Origin of the sequence: Neobacillus drentensis, from assembly GCF_021560175.1 — a bacterium.
Lineage (GTDB): Bacteria > Bacillota > Bacilli > Bacillales > Cytobacillaceae > Neobacillus > Neobacillus drentensis_A.
Genome location: NZ_CP091110.1, coordinates 2953532 through 2968271, shown reverse-complemented (window position 1 = coordinate 2968271; position 14740 = coordinate 2953532). Strand labels below are relative to the sequence as shown.

Sequence of the window (14740 nt, the reverse complement as noted above, 5' to 3'; positions counted from 1 at the left end):
TGCTTTATTACCATTGTCTTCCCGGATCGTTTGACATATTATTAACGGTCCCCCTAGGGTAAAACACGGAGTAGTGGTCCATTACCGGGTCAGGAGTGGTATTTGAAGGCTTAGGAAATACTAACAAAATTTTGTATTCCGAATTTGCAACATACCCAATAATCTCCTCACTGTTACTTTCCGCATCATATGCCGGAGTTCCAAATACTTTCTTTACCATAGAAAGTGATAATTCATTTAATTTCTTATCAAAGGATCTCGCCTCAAAAATCTGTGACCCTTTGTTGAAACCAACTACCAAATTGTATCTTGAAAATATAGCATAATTTCCTTTAGCATTAGGTACCCAATCAACCTTATCCGGATTTCCTAGCTTTCTCTCTACGTCTTCTATTACAGTAGTTTTAACAGGAAACTCTGAGTTGATGATTTTACCCTGCTTTGCCAATTGCATGATACTTGAAAGAAGTTCTCTCTGAGTATCCCCATTAGATGAGGAAGATGTGGTATTGTTACTCGATACTGACGCATTGTTTGTTTTGTCTTGCGTTGTATTGCTTTGGGTTGCTTGACTTATATTGCCTTGTGTCGTATTGCTTTGGGATGTTTGATTTATATTGCCTTGCGTTGTATTGCTTTGGGATGCTTGATTTGGAGATGTTTTTTCCACTGACAGAGTAGATCTATTGGTATCACTGGTTTCATTTGGGCTAACATCTGAACTGCCAGGTTTAAGGGAGCTTGAACAGCCTACCATAATTGTAAGAGATAGAGCCAATACTGCACATATTGCCGAACTTTTTTTAAATTGTGTAATCATCACAATTCTCCGTTTATTGTATGTACTTGCATATCCTAATGTCCCAGTAGTACTCCTTTTTTCTGAGAATAGTCTAAGCATATTGATTATTGTCTGACCGTATTTTTCGACTTCTTCTGTCTTTAAAGTGCTGATGACAGACGCATCACAAGCCACTTCACAGTCTTGTTTTACCTGATTAAGTGAATACCAGATTAAGGGGTTGAACCAATAGATTGCTTTAACAATCATAAGTAAGGTGTTTACCACTAAATCCTTGTTCTTAATATGAGTTAATTCATGGCTTAACACAAAGCCAAACTCTTCCGGGGTTAATTTGTCTATAAGCCCCTCTGGAATAATAATTTTAGGATGGATTATCCCGTAAACTGCAGGCGATTTCGAGTAATTATTATAGATTATTTTTATCTTAGAATTAACTTTAAGCTTTGTTTTTTCTGCTTCTAAAATTTCAATTAAGTCTTCTCTTTCACAGACTGAACACTTTTTCAATTTAGCCCTCATCAAGATATTTACGCATAAAATATAAAGTAAAATCGATGAAACACCTATTATCCACAGCACCGCTGCAGTATCATAACTAACAATAGCACCTATAATTCCTGGATCAGCTAATGCGTTACTTTCTTCTTTAGACGGTGTATTTCCGGTTGTGATAGTGCTGTTTGGTATTATGTTAGGAACATATTGTTCTGCTATAAAATGAGGATCAAGTTCCTTTTGTTCAATTGGAATAAAGTTCATAAAGCTTATATGACTTTGAATGTCTATTGGCACTATTAGCCTAAGTACAAGCAAAATCCAAATATAATAATGAAGCTTTGCACTAAGCCTTTGTCTAAAAATCGCCTTTACGGCAAGTATCCCCAATGCTAGAATACTACCCATAAATGACAGTAATAAGACTTCTTTAAATACTGCAGATAAAACCATACACCATTACCTGCCTTTTAATCGTTATTTTTTTTTCTAAGCAATCTTTCCAGTTCTTCTATTTCCTTCTCAGAAATCTTCTCTTCTTTTATAAAATTGGCGAGCATAAGGTGGATAGAACCATCGTATACCTTTTGAATAAATGACCTTGTTTCTTCCAGTACACAGTCTCTTTTATCTACCAAAGGATAATACTCATAAAGAGGCATCTCCTTATTTACACCTAAAGCACCTTTCTTTACCAGTCTACTTATTAATGAATGAATTGTTTTCGGACTCCAATTCTTATAAGAACTTACTGCCTCTACTATCTTCGCAGAAGTTAATGGAGATGGAGCTTCTTCCCATAGCACCTTCATGACAATCCACTCTGCATCAGATATATTGCAATCTGCTTTCTTCATCTTTCTCCTCCGTCCTACAAGTGTAATCTACAATAAAGACTACACTTGTAGGACGGAGTTGTCAACGTCCTTTTTTTACTCATCCTAAAAATTAATCGTACCTTCCAACTTAGCAAACAATGCCGCACAGATAGTAGCGCTGACTAAAGTGGGTATGTGAATAAACTAGATGGAATTAATGGATTCTTCGAACGTTTTTCAATAATGACAAACATGAGGAGTAAACAGAATCCTAATATATCTGGCAAAAATTCATCCTTCACTTGTTACACTTCCTCTTAAATTCATACGTAGGTACTCAGCAATCGAAAATAGTAGCAATTTACCGAACCATGAGAACATACGTGCTATACAAGAAAAAAGACGCTTTCTTTACTCAAGAAAAGCGCCCTATAATGGACTAACTAAATATTATTTCACCATTTCCCAGAATTGTGTTGCTGCTTTTGAAATTGATACATCTTTTAATTTCATCATCACAGGTTCTACACTAGAATCGAACTGCCTGAATTCGTATATCTTTAAATGTTCAACAAATAGTGATTTATGGTGCATATTTGGAATAATGGAGATGCCTAATCCCCGATTGACAAGTGCGACAAGCATTGGGATATCCTTGCATTCAATAATAATATTGGGTTTAACCCCATGGTCTTCAAAGGCTTTTAATAGATCTCCATGAAAGGAGAAACCTTCCATAGCACCTAGCATAATAAAAGGAAGGTGAGCAATTTCCTTTAACGTAGGTTGAGCTGAAAGGGATGTTGTCCATCTCTTAGGAACAATGAGGATGTTAGGCTCTTTTTTCAAAGTTTTCGTCTCAAATTGCTCGGTATTACTTGGTCTTATAAGTAAAGCAATATCAATTTCCTTTTGTTTTAACTTTTTTAATAAACCTTCCGATTCCCTAGAAAATATGCTGAATTTGATTTTAGCAAACTGTTCTCTAAACTTTGCAATGTAATCAATCAACATATTAGAACATGCAGAGGAGACACCTATATGTACTGTCCCAGCGCTGCCTTCTTCAATTTCGTGAATCCGTCTTTTCACTTCTTCCATTTGACTTACTAATTGTTTTGCATATTGATATAACAGCTGACCAGATTCAGTCACTTCCCATTTTTGACGATAACGGTGTATTAAAGTTGTACCTAACTCATTTTCTAATTTTTGTAGTAGTTGACTTAATGGGGGCTGTGCTATGTTTAATTTTTCAGCAGCCTTCGAAATATTCCCCTGTTTAACAATTTCTTGATAATACTGTAACTGACGAAGATCCATATTCTTAACTCCATTATACGTTTTTATATATAATAAACATTAAATATATATATTATTAATATATCAATTCCCGTGTTAATATGGTAGTTAGATTGCTAATAGAGAGAGGGATTTTTTGAAAAATTTTAATGTGACCATGAGGAGACTTTGTTTATACATTGTCGGGTTGTTTTTTCTTTCACTTGGTGTCAGCTTTTCAATACAAGCAGATTTGGGCGTATCACCAGTTTCATCCTTAGCTTATGCATTTTCACTATCTTCCGGTTTGTCAGTCGGGATCATGACAGTAGTCGCAAACATATTATTTATTATCCTACAAGTGATTTTAAGTAAACAATTCAATTTGAGGGAATCTATTGTACAATTAACGATTACATTTTTATTTGGATTTTATATGGATGTAACATTATTCCTGGTGCAATTACTGCCTACACCTGAAACGTTAGTAATGAGATGGGTATTTTTAATTATCAGTTTATTCATTGTTGCAATTGGTTTACTAGGATATTTTAATGCTAAATTCCCTTTAATGCCATATGATGAGTTAACATATGTCATAAGTGAAAAATTTCGTATGAAATTTAGTAATGCTAAAATTTCCAGTGATTTACTCAATGTTAGTGTGGCGGGTTTAGTATGTATTATTTTCATTCAGTCATTAGGATCCATTGGCATTGGCACCCTATTCGCTGCGTACTTCATCGGTAAAATCGTTGGCTGGTTAATGAAACATTATCAAAAATATTTAGTGCAATGGATTAATAAAGGTAAAGAAAAGGGATATAAAGAATTGGAAGAAAATACGACACCAGAAAAAGAAACCGTAACTCTTCCATCTTAACTTGATGACGCATTCCAAAGGGATGCCTTTTCTTGTTCTTCCATTAACTTGCTCATTCATCCATTGATTCTTATAAGAAAAAAATAATGCCGCAATCCCTTGTTTAGCTTAAGCACCCGTGACTTTAGTGACAATTTTTCACAATCTTTTTTTGTCGTACCTATTGGCTTATAATGTCACAATCAATCCCATGCATAATAAAAGGGATTAGTGATTTGATAAATTCTTCAGGTTGTACCTCTTTCATTCTTCTCCATTCAACTGTTGCTCCGTAGATTCCCCAACTTAACATAACAGCTATTCTCTTATGTGCTTGACTTTCTTCTATTGAACGTCTTTTTAACAACATTTTGTAAAAAACAATTTCCAATTGTTCCCTTATGATGCGGGCAATGGTGTCTTCGTAACCTCTATGGCAGCGATTGGATAAGGAATTTTGAAAATTCGTAATGGCTAAAAAGATACTAACCATCACTTCTTCATTTAATTCATTTTGCTCTACCTGATTGGAATCCAAATTGATCAACAAGACTTCTGATAATACTTTTTCTAATAAGTCATATTTATCCTCGAAATGATAATAAAACGTCGCACGGTTGACCATAGCCTCTGTTGTAATATCTTTAATGGTAATATCCTTGAATTCTTTTTTTCCTGAAAGTTCAATAAAAGAATCCATGATTAATTTACGTGTCCGAAGAATTCGGGGGTCCGTTTTTTCTTGAGTCATTCAAAAGTCCCTCCAACTTTTTCAACAATTTTTCAAAAGTGTTGTATATACGATAGATCCAATTAACTATCGGTATTCGTGTTTTTCATTATGTACTACAATGCAATTGTACAACAACTGATAAATCAAAACTAAATGGGCAGCTCTTTGGGCCTGCCCTTTATGGTAACAAACACAAAGGGGGATTCTTACTTGAATAAAAATAATAACATGATTTGTGATTTAGAAACAGGTGTATGTGGTGTAGTTGGCGATGAAGATATGGAGATTATTGATTTGAATCAACCCAAGAAATCGGTAGATTTATATTATGTGACAGATCCTATATGCTCTCATTGTTGGGCACTCGAACCCGTTCTTCGCCGTTTTGTCGAGCAGTATAGTCATTATTTTAACTTCCATACTGTAATGGGTGGGTTGCTGGAAAAATGGCATGATGGACCCATTGATCCCGCAAATGGTATCTATAAACCTGCTGACGTTGCAGGTCACTGGAGAGAAGTAGGCAATCATTCCCGCATGCCTATTGATGGTTCACTCATGATTGACAATCCAGTTCAGTCATCTTTCCCACCATCTCGTGTTTTTAAAATTATTCAGAAACATCATAGTGAGGAAAAAGCTTTTGAATTCCTGCGTCGTTCTAGAGAAGCTCTGTTTGCTTTCAATAAAAACATTGGTGAGAAATCTGTTCTAGTAGGAATTTGTAATGCAATGGGACTAGATGGTGAAGAAACGGTAAAAGAAGCTGACGAACCAACTGGTCACGATTTATTAAATGAAGACTTCTTTCTAACTAGAAAACTTGGTGCTAGAGGATTCCCTACAATTATCCTGTTGAATGAAGAAAATAAAGGGATAAAAATCGTTGGCGGCCGCCCTCTAGAAAACTATGTTATGGGGTTAAAGCAAGTCTTAAATCTAGAAGAACTACAACCAAAACAACAACCTCCTCTTTCCTACTTACTTAAAAAAGAGAAACTTCTGTTTTCAAAAGAAATTGAAGTGATGTACGATGTTGAGAAATCGGAACTTGACGCTTTTATTGAAAAAGAACTATCACCAAACAGTTATAAAGCGAAGGAAATTTTAGGTGAATTATATTTTACAACAACAAAATAAACAGGGAGAATGAAAATGGCCTACGTATTACAAGTAGATTTTAAAATGAATGGACCATTCGGAGATGAAATGGCGGATGCGTTTTCAGATTTAGCGAAAAGTATTAATGAAGAAGATGGCTTTATGTGGAAAATCTGGACAGAAAGTCGGGAAACCAACGAAGCTGGTGGAATTTATATTTTTGAATCAAAAGAAACAGCTAAAAAATATATGGATATGCATTCTAAAAGATTATCCAGCTTTGGAATAACAGATGTAAACTCAAAGATCTTTGCCATTAACTCTAAACTTACTGCGATCACTAAAGGTCCAGTAAAAACACCTAGTTATTAATTTATAAGATGATCTAATTTTTTAGATATAGATTTTAAGAGATTGTTTCTGAATTGGTTGAATTTATAAATTCATAATAAAATAAGATATGAACACTTGAAAAGTTGCCCCTGTCCCAAAATGGTGGACAAGCGCTCTTTTTTTACAGGGCACTGTTATTACTGATTGTTGATACACTCTGTTTGAAAAATAAGCGGCGAAATTCCGTTTAAATTAAGAAATATCCCTATTTCATTAAAAATAAAGGAAGTTTTTCCGTTAATTTTATCCAAATCTTCGGATTTTGCCTTATTTAGAGCAGTTAATCGGAAATTCTCCGCTTATATCGGCTTCTCAAGCTGTCTCTGAATACATTAGCCGGAAATTCTCCGCTTATGAAATCTCATACTTACACAAAAACAACAATGAATAATAAGAACAAGTCTACAAGATCTTCCCTTTTTTTATTTCAACCATACCAACCCAATACATAGTTATCCCCTATCGTGGGGATGATAATGGAAACATTTTGATAATGGAGTAAAAAAAATGAAATCCATTTTCCCTTCTTTAAAAAAGTTCATGCAAAGGGATATCCAGCCGGTTGCTTCAAATGAGGACTCTATATCATTTAAAGAGGTATTTCATACAATCGATGAGAATATTTCTTATTTAAAACATATCTTTTCTGATTCAGCTGATTTAAAGACGAAGGAATTCAATGAGGAAAATAATCGCGGAATCTTGGTCTTTTTAGATACGATGGCAGATAAGGATAAAATTCAAAGAGATATTATAAAGCCTTTAATGGAAGCAGCGGATGGCCAGTTCGAAAATGTACTTCATTCTATCTTTCTCAAATCCAACAACTTAATCAAAGCTCAAGAAGCACTTTTAAACGGCTCCTGCATCATGTTCTTGAATGGTGTAAATGAACTGTACATGGTCGAAATTGGCCTCTCCAAAGACAGGAGCATTATAGAACCTAGTAATGAACAAGTTATTCAGGGATCTCATGAAGGTTTTATCGAAAACCTTTCAACCAATCTTCATTTAATTAGGAAATCATGTAGAACCGCAAACCTTACCATGGAACATATAACCTTGGGTGAACATGTTCAATCCAAATTATCCATGGTTTATATGAAGGATCTTGCCAATCCTGAAATGATCAGCGAATTCAGACGGAGGGTCAATCATATTTCAATGGACCATCTCCCCGGTACTGGAGCTCTTCAGGAGTTGATCGAAGATTCCACTTGGTCACCCTTTCCTCAGATTTTAAATACAGAGAGAGTAGATCGTGTTATAGGTCATCTCAATGAAGGAAGAGTGGCGGTCTTGATGGAAGGATATCCTGCTTGTTTAATTATTCCCGTCACCTTTTTTGCCTTTTTCCATTCACCTGATGATTATAATTCACGCTGGATGATTGGTACCTTTATCCGTTCCATGAGGCTCGTCAGCATTATCATTGCGGTAAATTTACCTGCTATTTATATTGCGGTGATTGGTTTTCATTTTGAAGTATTACCGGATGATTTAGTTCTCCCTATTGTAAGTTCAATCAAAAATATCCCTTTTCCTCCGTTAATTGAAGCCCTTGTCATGGAGTTGACCATAGAACTGATTCGTGAAGCGGGGGTTCGCCTTCCGTCAAGAATTGGTCAAACCATTGGTATTGTCGGAGGTTTGGTTATTGGTGATGCCGTTGTCCGTGCCGGACTCATTTCGAATACCATGATTGTGGTTGTGGCAATAACGGCCATTGCAGCCTACAGCATCCCTGCCACAGAAATGAGTGATGCCGTACGATTTTTGCGGTTTCCCCATATGATTTTGGCATCAACCTTCGGCTTTGTAGGAATTATCTTTGGGTTTATGTTTACTTTAGCTCATTTATGCAGGTTAGAATCATTTGGCACAGCCTACTTTTCACCTTGGGCACCATTTCGATTAAAAGATATTAAAGATACGTTTATCCGTTTACCTCTTTGGAAATTTAATACACGTCCGAATGATTCAAAACCGAAAATCCTGAAAAAGCAATCTTTGGCAAGGGGCTGGGAGAGTAATGAAAAAAAGCAAGAATAAAATTACGAAAAAGCAGCTTGTCTTTATGATCATTCAGGCCCAAATTGGTGTAGGAATATTATCGTTGCCCCATGATGTGGCATTAATAGCCAAACAGGATGGCTGGATGTCCACACTACTAGCAGGAGTCATCTCACAAGTAATTATCTTTTCCTATTGGGGACTATGCAGAAGATTCCCCTCGCTTTCCTTGTACCAAATACTGCCGGAATTACTGGGTAAGTTTGCCGGAAAGCTGCTTATTCTTTGTTATGCACTCTATTTTATGGTAACAGGGAGCTTAGTTTTAGCAAGATATAGTGATATTCTTGATAAATGGATTCTGCCGCGTACCCCTAATTGGATTACTATGGTTTTAATCCTCCTCACTTGCATTTACATTGTTAATGCAGGGTTAACCAGTATCGCGAGATTTTATGTACTGGTATCCCCCATACTGTTTGTATTATTCGTGTTGATTGCGTATGCAATGAAGGATGCGAACTTCCTGTATATCTTTCCAGTCGGGGATCATAGTATTCCAACCATATTGAAAGGGTCAAAAGAAGCTGCTTTCTCTATGTTGGGCTTTGAATTGTTTCTTTTTATTCATCCCCATGTGCAATCATCTGGAAAAGAGAAACTGATTGCCATCACAACTGCGAATATATTTGTCACCTTCTTTTATACCTTTTTGGTGTTTGCAGCCCTTGTCTATTTCGAACCCAATATAGATATTGGACTGACTCCAGAACCATTATTATATATGATTAAAGCCTATTCCTTTCAGGTAATCGAAAGGACGGATTTATTTTTCTTATCGCTCTGGCTTGTCGTCGTTGCCACTTCGATTGCAAACTGGCTATTTTTATCTGCAATGGGGTTTGCCAGCCTTTTTAGAAAAAAACACTATGCCCGCTATCTGCCTATCGTTGCAGGTGTTTATTTGATTTTGGCTCTTCTACCTGACCAAGGAAGAGACTTTGAAAATTTTAATCACTTTCTTGGGCCGACGCACTATATTTTTATCGGCATCATACCTATACTTCTCCTTATTCTATCTTTGATTTTGTCGAAAAAAGAAGTGGTGAGTAAGCCATGAAAAGCAAAAAGCCTATCGTTTTACTTCTATGTTTATTACTTACTGGATGCTGGGATCAGCACCTAATGAAAAATGCCGTATTGGTACAGATATTAAGTTATGATTTAGAAGATAATGACAAAATGTTATTAGGAGTTTCCATTCCCATAATCGAGGAGTCCTCTGGAGGACCACAAGCAAGGGTAAAAAGTGAAACACTTTCTGCAAAAGGTCATACACCAAGGGATTGTCGACTTAAAATCGATCGAGAAGTATCAGGAATATTAGATTCATCTAAAAATAAACTGATTATGTTCGGCGAGCGGATGGCGGCTGAAGGTATTTATCCACCATTAGATGTCGTATGGAGAGATCCGCGAAATTCACTGGGTGCAACACTGGGTGTAGTGGATGGCAAAGCGGTGGATCTGCTTGAAATTCGTCCAAAGCATGAGCCAAATGTGAGTGAATATATACAAGACGCACTTACTAGCGCAGAAGAAAACTCGATCATTCCAGATCAAACCATCCAGACACTAGCCTCAGAAATGCTTGATCCAGGAGAAGATATCGTCCTCCCTTATCTTAAAATGAATAATAAGAAAACCGCAGTAGTTGTCGGCCTAGCTCTGATGAATGAAATGAAATATTCAGGAATAAAATTATCCCCAGAAGATTCTTGCCTGCTTCTTTTATTGAATAACAAAAAAGGAAAATACGCGCGATTTACAAAACAAATCAGTAATAAAGAAAAGCCGAAATTAAAAAATTATGTTTCGTTTAATGTCAGCAATATGAAAAGAAAATTATACGTTCATGTAACTAATGGAGAGGTTTCTGTTCATTTTAAGTTACATTTAAAGGTAAATGTGGATGAATACCCCAAGGGGGATGTTCCAAAGGATATCGAACGACTAAATAAGGTATTAACAAAGGAGCTTACAGGAGATGTGAAAAGGGTTATATCAAAATTACAGCAGTCGAATTGTGATGCATTTGGAATTGGGAGGAAGTTGATCGCATTTCACCCCAAAACTTGGGAAAAGCTAGATAAGAAGGAATATTTTAAAAATGTTACGTTTAGCACGAATGTAAAAGTAGAAATTATCAAACAAGGTATTGTCTTGTAATGTTTAGAAATAATACAGTGCACGATGAAAGGGAATTTCGTAAGCTGTAAACTAGCCTTACTGTGTTAAACAGTAAGGCTATCACTATGCTCCATCGGAACTCATATAGAGTTTACTCACTGATGAGAAAATGGAGACTATAAGAATCTATGCTCAGTTAAGTGGAAGCTTACGCCAAACTGAGCTTGTTTCAAACCACTTTTTACTTTGTTTAATTTTTATTTTTCCACTACATTGGATAAGGTACTTACTGAATTAGATGAAGTATTATGTGCAGGACCCCAAATATTTAAGACCACTACTCCAGTTACGATCAACAAAATCCCGATCATACTTCCGATCGTTATTTTTTCTTTCCAAATTAATACTGATATTATAACTGTAGCGATTGTACCTAGGCCTGACCAAATAGCATATGCTGCATTCAATGGGATCGTCTTTAGTGATAAAGATAAAAAGAAAAACGCAATGGAAAAACTTACAAATACACCAATGACAGGAAATACTTTTGTAAATCCTTCAGAAGCTTTGACCATCGAGGTACCAATGAGTTCAGAAATAATCGAAACCATTAGATAGATATATCCCACCTAAACTCCTCCATTTACATAGGTATAAGATCCAGTCATACACGTTCTTGAAGTTCGATCCATAAGACCACTTTAAGGAAATGGTCAAGATTACTATCTATTAATGGGGTTCAATATCCAGTCAATCCTACTCCTCTTCCCTATGTTATTCCTTCTGCTTTTTGAGTATATTTACTTTCTATAATCATTTTCCAATTTAACAACCTAATTCATTGGATGGCGTTGTATGATTCTGTCGTTTTTTTAAAACTATTGTCGAATCTATTCCTTAAGCAGAAAAATATTCTATAATTACTTTGTATGTTTAATAAACTAATGAACTAGGAGAATTTATTATCATGAATAATACATGGTCTAAATTATTACTGTTAAAAACTATAGATGAAATGAAAAAGAAATTGATTGAAATAGATTTAAACACAGGTTTGAATAGCCAAGAAACTTTATCATGCAGTCAAAGACTTGATGATTTACTCAACCTACATCTAAAATTTTTACTCAAATAAGAAAATTACGGAATAAACGCTTCAGATTTCCTATAGAAATACAATAATTTCCATGTTAAGGTTAAAATAGATAAAATTACCGGGAACTTTCGACTTTTCTTTGTCTCTTCCCTTTAAAGTAAAGGAGGCTGTAAGAATTTGTCTTTATCCTATACTAAAATGTTGTTAGAGACCATCAGCTATTTTTATGATACTGAAATTTATTTAACTTTCAAAAAAGAAGATCATACACCAATCTTGTCTGTGTGCTTTAAAAATAATGAATATGAAATAACCTATCTCAAGACTCAAAATATCGAACATTATAATAAACTTGAATCTGTACTAACAGCTATTCATGGATTGTAACCTCGGTAACATCCTCGACAGCCACTCGCTCAAACTCCCCAGGCTTCACCTCAACGCGGATCTGCCAAAAGCCTGCCTTTGTTCAAAGTACGAAAAAGGAAAAACTTTTTAACAATAATTACATGCTTGTCCCTTTCAAGTTGTCCCCTTTAGCATAAAATGTATTACCTCTTAAAAAGGAGGTGAGCTTACATGAGCTACCAAGGCGGCGGAATGGGCACAAGTTTTGCTTTAATTGTTGTTCTATTCATTCTTTTAATCATCGTTGGAGCATCCTTCATGGGTGGAGGATACTAATTTAGTTACAAGGTGGTTAATTTATTTAGAGGGTTCTGAAACTTATTCAGAACCCTCTTTATTACTAGACCAAAAAGGATTACCCTATCTTTAAATAGTATTAATAGTTTATTAAAAGCTCGTCTTTATAATGTGAAAAATGTAATGAATGACAATAATGTAGATGCTATTAACATAGCGATAAATGGACGTAGTGCTTTTGTACGTAATTCTTGCAGGTTTACATTTAACCCTAGCCCGACCATAGCCATTGTTAATAATAAAGTTGTTAGATTGGATGTTTCATTCAAGATAGTTGGTGGGACATTTATTAATTTTCCCAGAACATAGCTTCCAATCAGGCTCATAATCAAAAAGCCAATTAAAAACCAAGGAAAATCAATTTTCGTATTCAAGTAGACCCTACCTGTTCGTTTCATCCAATACATAAGTATAAAACTTAAGGGAACTAAAAGAAACACTCTTCCTAACTTCGCCAATATCGCTATTGCCAAAGCATCCTGTCCTGCTGGTGCCACGGCTAAAGCAACGTGAGCAATTTCATGCAAGCTTATTCCAGTCCAAATACCATATTGGTTATCCGTTAAATGTAAATATGGTTTAAAAAGAATATATCCGATTGAGAATATTGTACCAACGAGGGCAATAATTCCTGCTCCTATTGCGGTATCCTCTTCTTTAGCATTCAATATTGGTGAAACTGCTGCAATAGCTGCTGCACCACATACTCCTGTACCGATGCCCAGTAGTAGGGACAAAGAAAAATCTGCTTTCAGTTTTTTGGCTAACCACATCGTTAGAAAGATGGAAAATACAATGGTTCCAATATCACGAACAAGTAATCCCATTCCTTGGTGGAAGACGACATCAATATTTAATTTTAAACCGAATAAGATTATTGCGTATCTTAATAGTTTTTTTGTTGCAAATTGGATACCCGAACGAATTTTTTTCGGATACCCAAATATTTGAACATATGTTACAGCAATTACGATAGCACTTGCTAATGGACCTAAGTGATTAAATCCCGGTACTTTTGCTAAACCAAATCCTAGTGCCGCGATGATAAAGGTAAAGGAAATACCAGCAAACCATAATGAAGCACGAGATAAAAATGAGTGTTTAAGTTGTATTGGACGAGTTTCTAATTTACTTTCGGTTTGTTTTACTTTTCCATTTTGCATTTTGCTTCACTCCTTTTTTTTCAAGTTCATCATACGATTGTTTTTATCATAAGGAAAATAAATTATAATGATTATTACCATAAGTAAGTTGATATAATTCCGAACGCAGTTGCGATAAAAAAAGGAAGTGAAAAAATGGACCAGCACCTACTTGTTTTTGTCACCGTTGTAGAGAAGCAAAATTTTTCCAGAGCAGCAGAAGCTTTACACATGACTCAGCCAGCCGTAAGCCAATATATACAAACGCTTGAACGTACTGTTGGGACAAAGCTCTTAAATCGGAGCAATAAGTATGTTCGCTTAAATAAAGCTGGGGAAATTGTTTATCATCATGCAAGAGAGATTCTTGGGCTTTACACGAAAATGCAAAATTTAATAGATGATCTAACAAATACAGCAACCGGAGGTCTATCTATTGGGGCGAGTTATACTTTTGGCGAGTATGTTCTTCCACACATCATTGCAAGGCTACGCGAACACTTTCCTTTAATCAAACCAACCATAACAATTGGAAATACACATGAGATTGAAGAACTGGTGAATAACAATCAAATCGATTTAGGAATTGTGGAAGGGGAACTAAAAAGTAAAAAGCATCATATTGAGGCAATTGCGGAGGATTTCATGTATATCATTGTCTCTGCAAAACATCCTTTAACTAAGCAGAAGAATTTGGCACTAACAGATTTACAGGAAGAGACATGGATTGTACGGGAACAGGGGTCAGGTACAAGGGAAGCAACCGAGGGAATGTTTGAGAATTTTCAATTTAATCCCAAGGAGATGATGGAGTTCGGGAGTACACAGATTATCAAAGAATCAGTCGAGGCGGGACTAGGTGTATCCCTTCTCTCACACTGGGTTATTCACAAGGAATTGAAACTTCAAAAGCTGTATACCTTAAAGATTAAGGGATTTCCGATTATTCGTAAGTTCCTGCTAGTTACTCCATCCACAAAATTTCAAACAAGAGCATCAGAAATCTTTATTAATCTTTTAAGAGATCCAAAAGGATACGATATAATTTAACAAAATACATTGTTTCAAAAATATATGTAAAATTTTCCTCCTTTATATTGGAACGA

General features: G+C 35.5%; 15 protein-coding genes. 9 read left to right on the top strand and 6 right to left on the bottom strand.

The window, feature by feature from the left end; translation table 11 throughout:
• Positions 1 to 7: 7 nt before the first annotated feature.
• The 3 genes from L1999_RS13885 to L1999_RS13875 form a co-directional block, all read right to left on the bottom strand.
• Positions 8 to 1753, bottom strand: coding sequence for a M56 family metallopeptidase (locus L1999_RS13885; RefSeq protein ID WP_235744078.1), 1746 nt, complete (start codon positions 1751 to 1753; stop codon positions 8 to 10).
• 17 nt (positions 1754 to 1770) lie between these two features.
• Positions 1771 to 2157 (bottom strand): BlaI/MecI/CopY family transcriptional regulator, encoded by a 387-nt coding sequence (locus L1999_RS13880; RefSeq protein ID WP_235744077.1) that lies wholly within the window; start codon positions 2155 to 2157, stop codon positions 1771 to 1773.
• A 411-nt stretch (positions 2158 to 2568) separates the two neighbouring features.
• Positions 2569 to 3441 (bottom strand): LysR family transcriptional regulator, encoded by an 873-nt coding sequence (locus tag L1999_RS13875; protein WP_235744076.1) that lies wholly within the window; start codon positions 3439 to 3441, stop codon positions 2569 to 2571.
• A 136-nt stretch (positions 3442 to 3577) separates the two neighbouring features.
• Here L1999_RS13875 and L1999_RS13870 point away from each other — a divergent pair, with 136 nt between their 5' ends.
• On the top strand, positions 3578 to 4282 hold the full coding sequence (locus tag L1999_RS13870) for a YczE/YyaS/YitT family protein (RefSeq protein WP_235744346.1): 705 nt from the start codon (positions 3578 to 3580) through the stop codon (positions 4280 to 4282).
• A 160-nt stretch (positions 4283 to 4442) separates the two neighbouring features.
• Here L1999_RS13870 and L1999_RS13865 read toward each other — a convergent pair whose 3' ends face one another.
• The gene (locus L1999_RS13865) at positions 4443 to 5012 is read right to left on the bottom strand and encodes a TetR/AcrR family transcriptional regulator (RefSeq protein WP_235744075.1); all 570 of its coding nucleotides are present in this window, start codon (positions 5010 to 5012) and stop codon (positions 4443 to 4445) included.
• 210 nt (positions 5013 to 5222) lie between these two features.
• Here L1999_RS13865 and L1999_RS13860 point away from each other — a divergent pair, with 210 nt between their 5' ends.
• The 5 genes from L1999_RS13860 to L1999_RS13840 all read left to right on the top strand — a co-directional run bounded on the left by L1999_RS13860 (position 5223) and on the right by L1999_RS13840 (position 10730).
• Positions 5223 to 6134 (top strand): DsbA family protein, encoded by a 912-nt coding sequence (locus L1999_RS13860; RefSeq protein WP_235744345.1) that lies wholly within the window; start codon positions 5223 to 5225, stop codon positions 6132 to 6134.
• 15 nt (positions 6135 to 6149) lie between these two features.
• Complete coding sequence (locus tag L1999_RS13855) at positions 6150 to 6467, top strand: monooxygenase (RefSeq protein ID WP_235744074.1); 318 nt, start codon at positions 6150 to 6152, stop codon at positions 6465 to 6467.
• A 528-nt stretch (positions 6468 to 6995) separates the two neighbouring features.
• Positions 6996 to 8540: a spore germination protein gene (locus tag L1999_RS13850; protein WP_235744073.1), complete on the top strand. Its 1545-nt coding sequence runs from the start codon at positions 6996 to 6998 to the stop codon at positions 8538 to 8540.
• Complete coding sequence (locus L1999_RS13845; protein ID WP_235744072.1) at positions 8521 to 9621, top strand: GerAB/ArcD/ProY family transporter; 1101 nt, start codon at positions 8521 to 8523, stop codon at positions 9619 to 9621. The genes L1999_RS13850 and L1999_RS13845 overlap by 20 nt, the downstream gene beginning before the upstream one ends.
• Complete coding sequence (locus L1999_RS13840; RefSeq protein WP_235744071.1) at positions 9618 to 10730, top strand: Ger(x)C family spore germination protein; 1113 nt, start codon at positions 9618 to 9620, stop codon at positions 10728 to 10730. Before L1999_RS13845 ends, L1999_RS13840 begins: the two co-directional genes overlap by 4 nt.
• Before the next feature lie 218 nt (positions 10731 to 10948).
• On the opposite strand, the gene L1999_RS13835 is transcribed toward L1999_RS13840, so the two are convergent.
• Positions 10949 to 11320, bottom strand: coding sequence for a DMT family transporter (locus L1999_RS13835; RefSeq protein ID WP_235744070.1), 372 nt, complete (start codon positions 11318 to 11320; stop codon positions 10949 to 10951).
• A 338-nt stretch (positions 11321 to 11658) separates the two neighbouring features.
• Between L1999_RS13835 and L1999_RS13830 the strand changes: the two genes are divergently transcribed.
• Together L1999_RS13830 and L1999_RS13825 are read left to right on the top strand one after the other, a co-directional pair.
• Complete coding sequence (locus L1999_RS13830; protein ID WP_235744069.1) at positions 11659 to 11826, top strand: aspartyl-phosphate phosphatase Spo0E family protein; 168 nt, start codon at positions 11659 to 11661, stop codon at positions 11824 to 11826.
• A gap of 561 nt (positions 11827 to 12387) precedes the next feature.
• A complete protein-coding gene (locus tag L1999_RS13825) occupies positions 12388 to 12471 on the top strand; it encodes a YjcZ family sporulation protein (protein ID WP_235744344.1) in 84 nt (27 codons plus the stop codon).
• A 125-nt stretch (positions 12472 to 12596) separates the two neighbouring features.
• Here the strand turns inward: L1999_RS13825 and L1999_RS13820 are convergent, their stop codons facing one another.
• On the bottom strand, positions 12597 to 13655 hold the full coding sequence (locus tag L1999_RS13820) for a YeiH family protein (protein ID WP_235744068.1): 1059 nt from the start codon (positions 13653 to 13655) through the stop codon (positions 12597 to 12599).
• Positions 13656 to 13790: 135 nt separating this feature from the next.
• Between L1999_RS13820 and L1999_RS13815 the strand changes: the two genes are divergently transcribed.
• Positions 13791 to 14684, top strand: coding sequence for a LysR family transcriptional regulator (locus tag L1999_RS13815; RefSeq protein WP_235744067.1), 894 nt, complete (start codon positions 13791 to 13793; stop codon positions 14682 to 14684).
• The last annotated feature ends 56 nt before the right edge of the window (positions 14685 to 14740 follow it).

Coding starts and splice junctions, on each gene's coding strand:
- L1999_RS13885 (WP_235744078.1), bottom strand. CDS start 1,753: ATGGTTTTATCTGCAGTATTTAAAGAAGTCTTATTACTGTCATTTATG.
- L1999_RS13880 (WP_235744077.1), bottom strand. CDS start 2,157: ATGAAGAAAGCAGATTGCAATATATCTGATGCAGAGTGGATTGTCATG.
- L1999_RS13875 (WP_235744076.1), bottom strand. CDS start 3,441: ATGGATCTTCGTCAGTTACAGTATTATCAAGAAATTGTTAAACAGGGG.
- L1999_RS13870 (WP_235744346.1), top strand. CDS start 3,578: ATGAGGAGACTTTGTTTATACATTGTCGGGTTGTTTTTTCTTTCACTT.
- L1999_RS13865 (WP_235744075.1), bottom strand. CDS start 5,012: ATGACTCAAGAAAAAACGGACCCCCGAATTCTTCGGACACGTAAATTA.
- L1999_RS13860 (WP_235744345.1), top strand. CDS start 5,223: ATGATTTGTGATTTAGAAACAGGTGTATGTGGTGTAGTTGGCGATGAA.
- L1999_RS13855 (WP_235744074.1), top strand. CDS start 6,150: ATGGCCTACGTATTACAAGTAGATTTTAAAATGAATGGACCATTCGGA.
- L1999_RS13850 (WP_235744073.1), top strand. CDS start 6,996: ATGAAATCCATTTTCCCTTCTTTAAAAAAGTTCATGCAAAGGGATATC.
- L1999_RS13845 (WP_235744072.1), top strand. CDS start 8,521: ATGAAAAAAAGCAAGAATAAAATTACGAAAAAGCAGCTTGTCTTTATG.
- L1999_RS13840 (WP_235744071.1), top strand. CDS start 9,618: ATGAAAAGCAAAAAGCCTATCGTTTTACTTCTATGTTTATTACTTACT.
- L1999_RS13830 (WP_235744069.1), top strand. CDS start 11,659: ATGAATAATACATGGTCTAAATTATTACTGTTAAAAACTATAGATGAA.
- L1999_RS13825 (WP_235744344.1), top strand. CDS start 12,388: ATGGGCACAAGTTTTGCTTTAATTGTTGTTCTATTCATTCTTTTAATC.
- L1999_RS13820 (WP_235744068.1), bottom strand. CDS start 13,655: ATGCAAAATGGAAAAGTAAAACAAACCGAAAGTAAATTAGAAACTCGT.
- L1999_RS13815 (WP_235744067.1), top strand. CDS start 13,791: ATGGACCAGCACCTACTTGTTTTTGTCACCGTTGTAGAGAAGCAAAAT.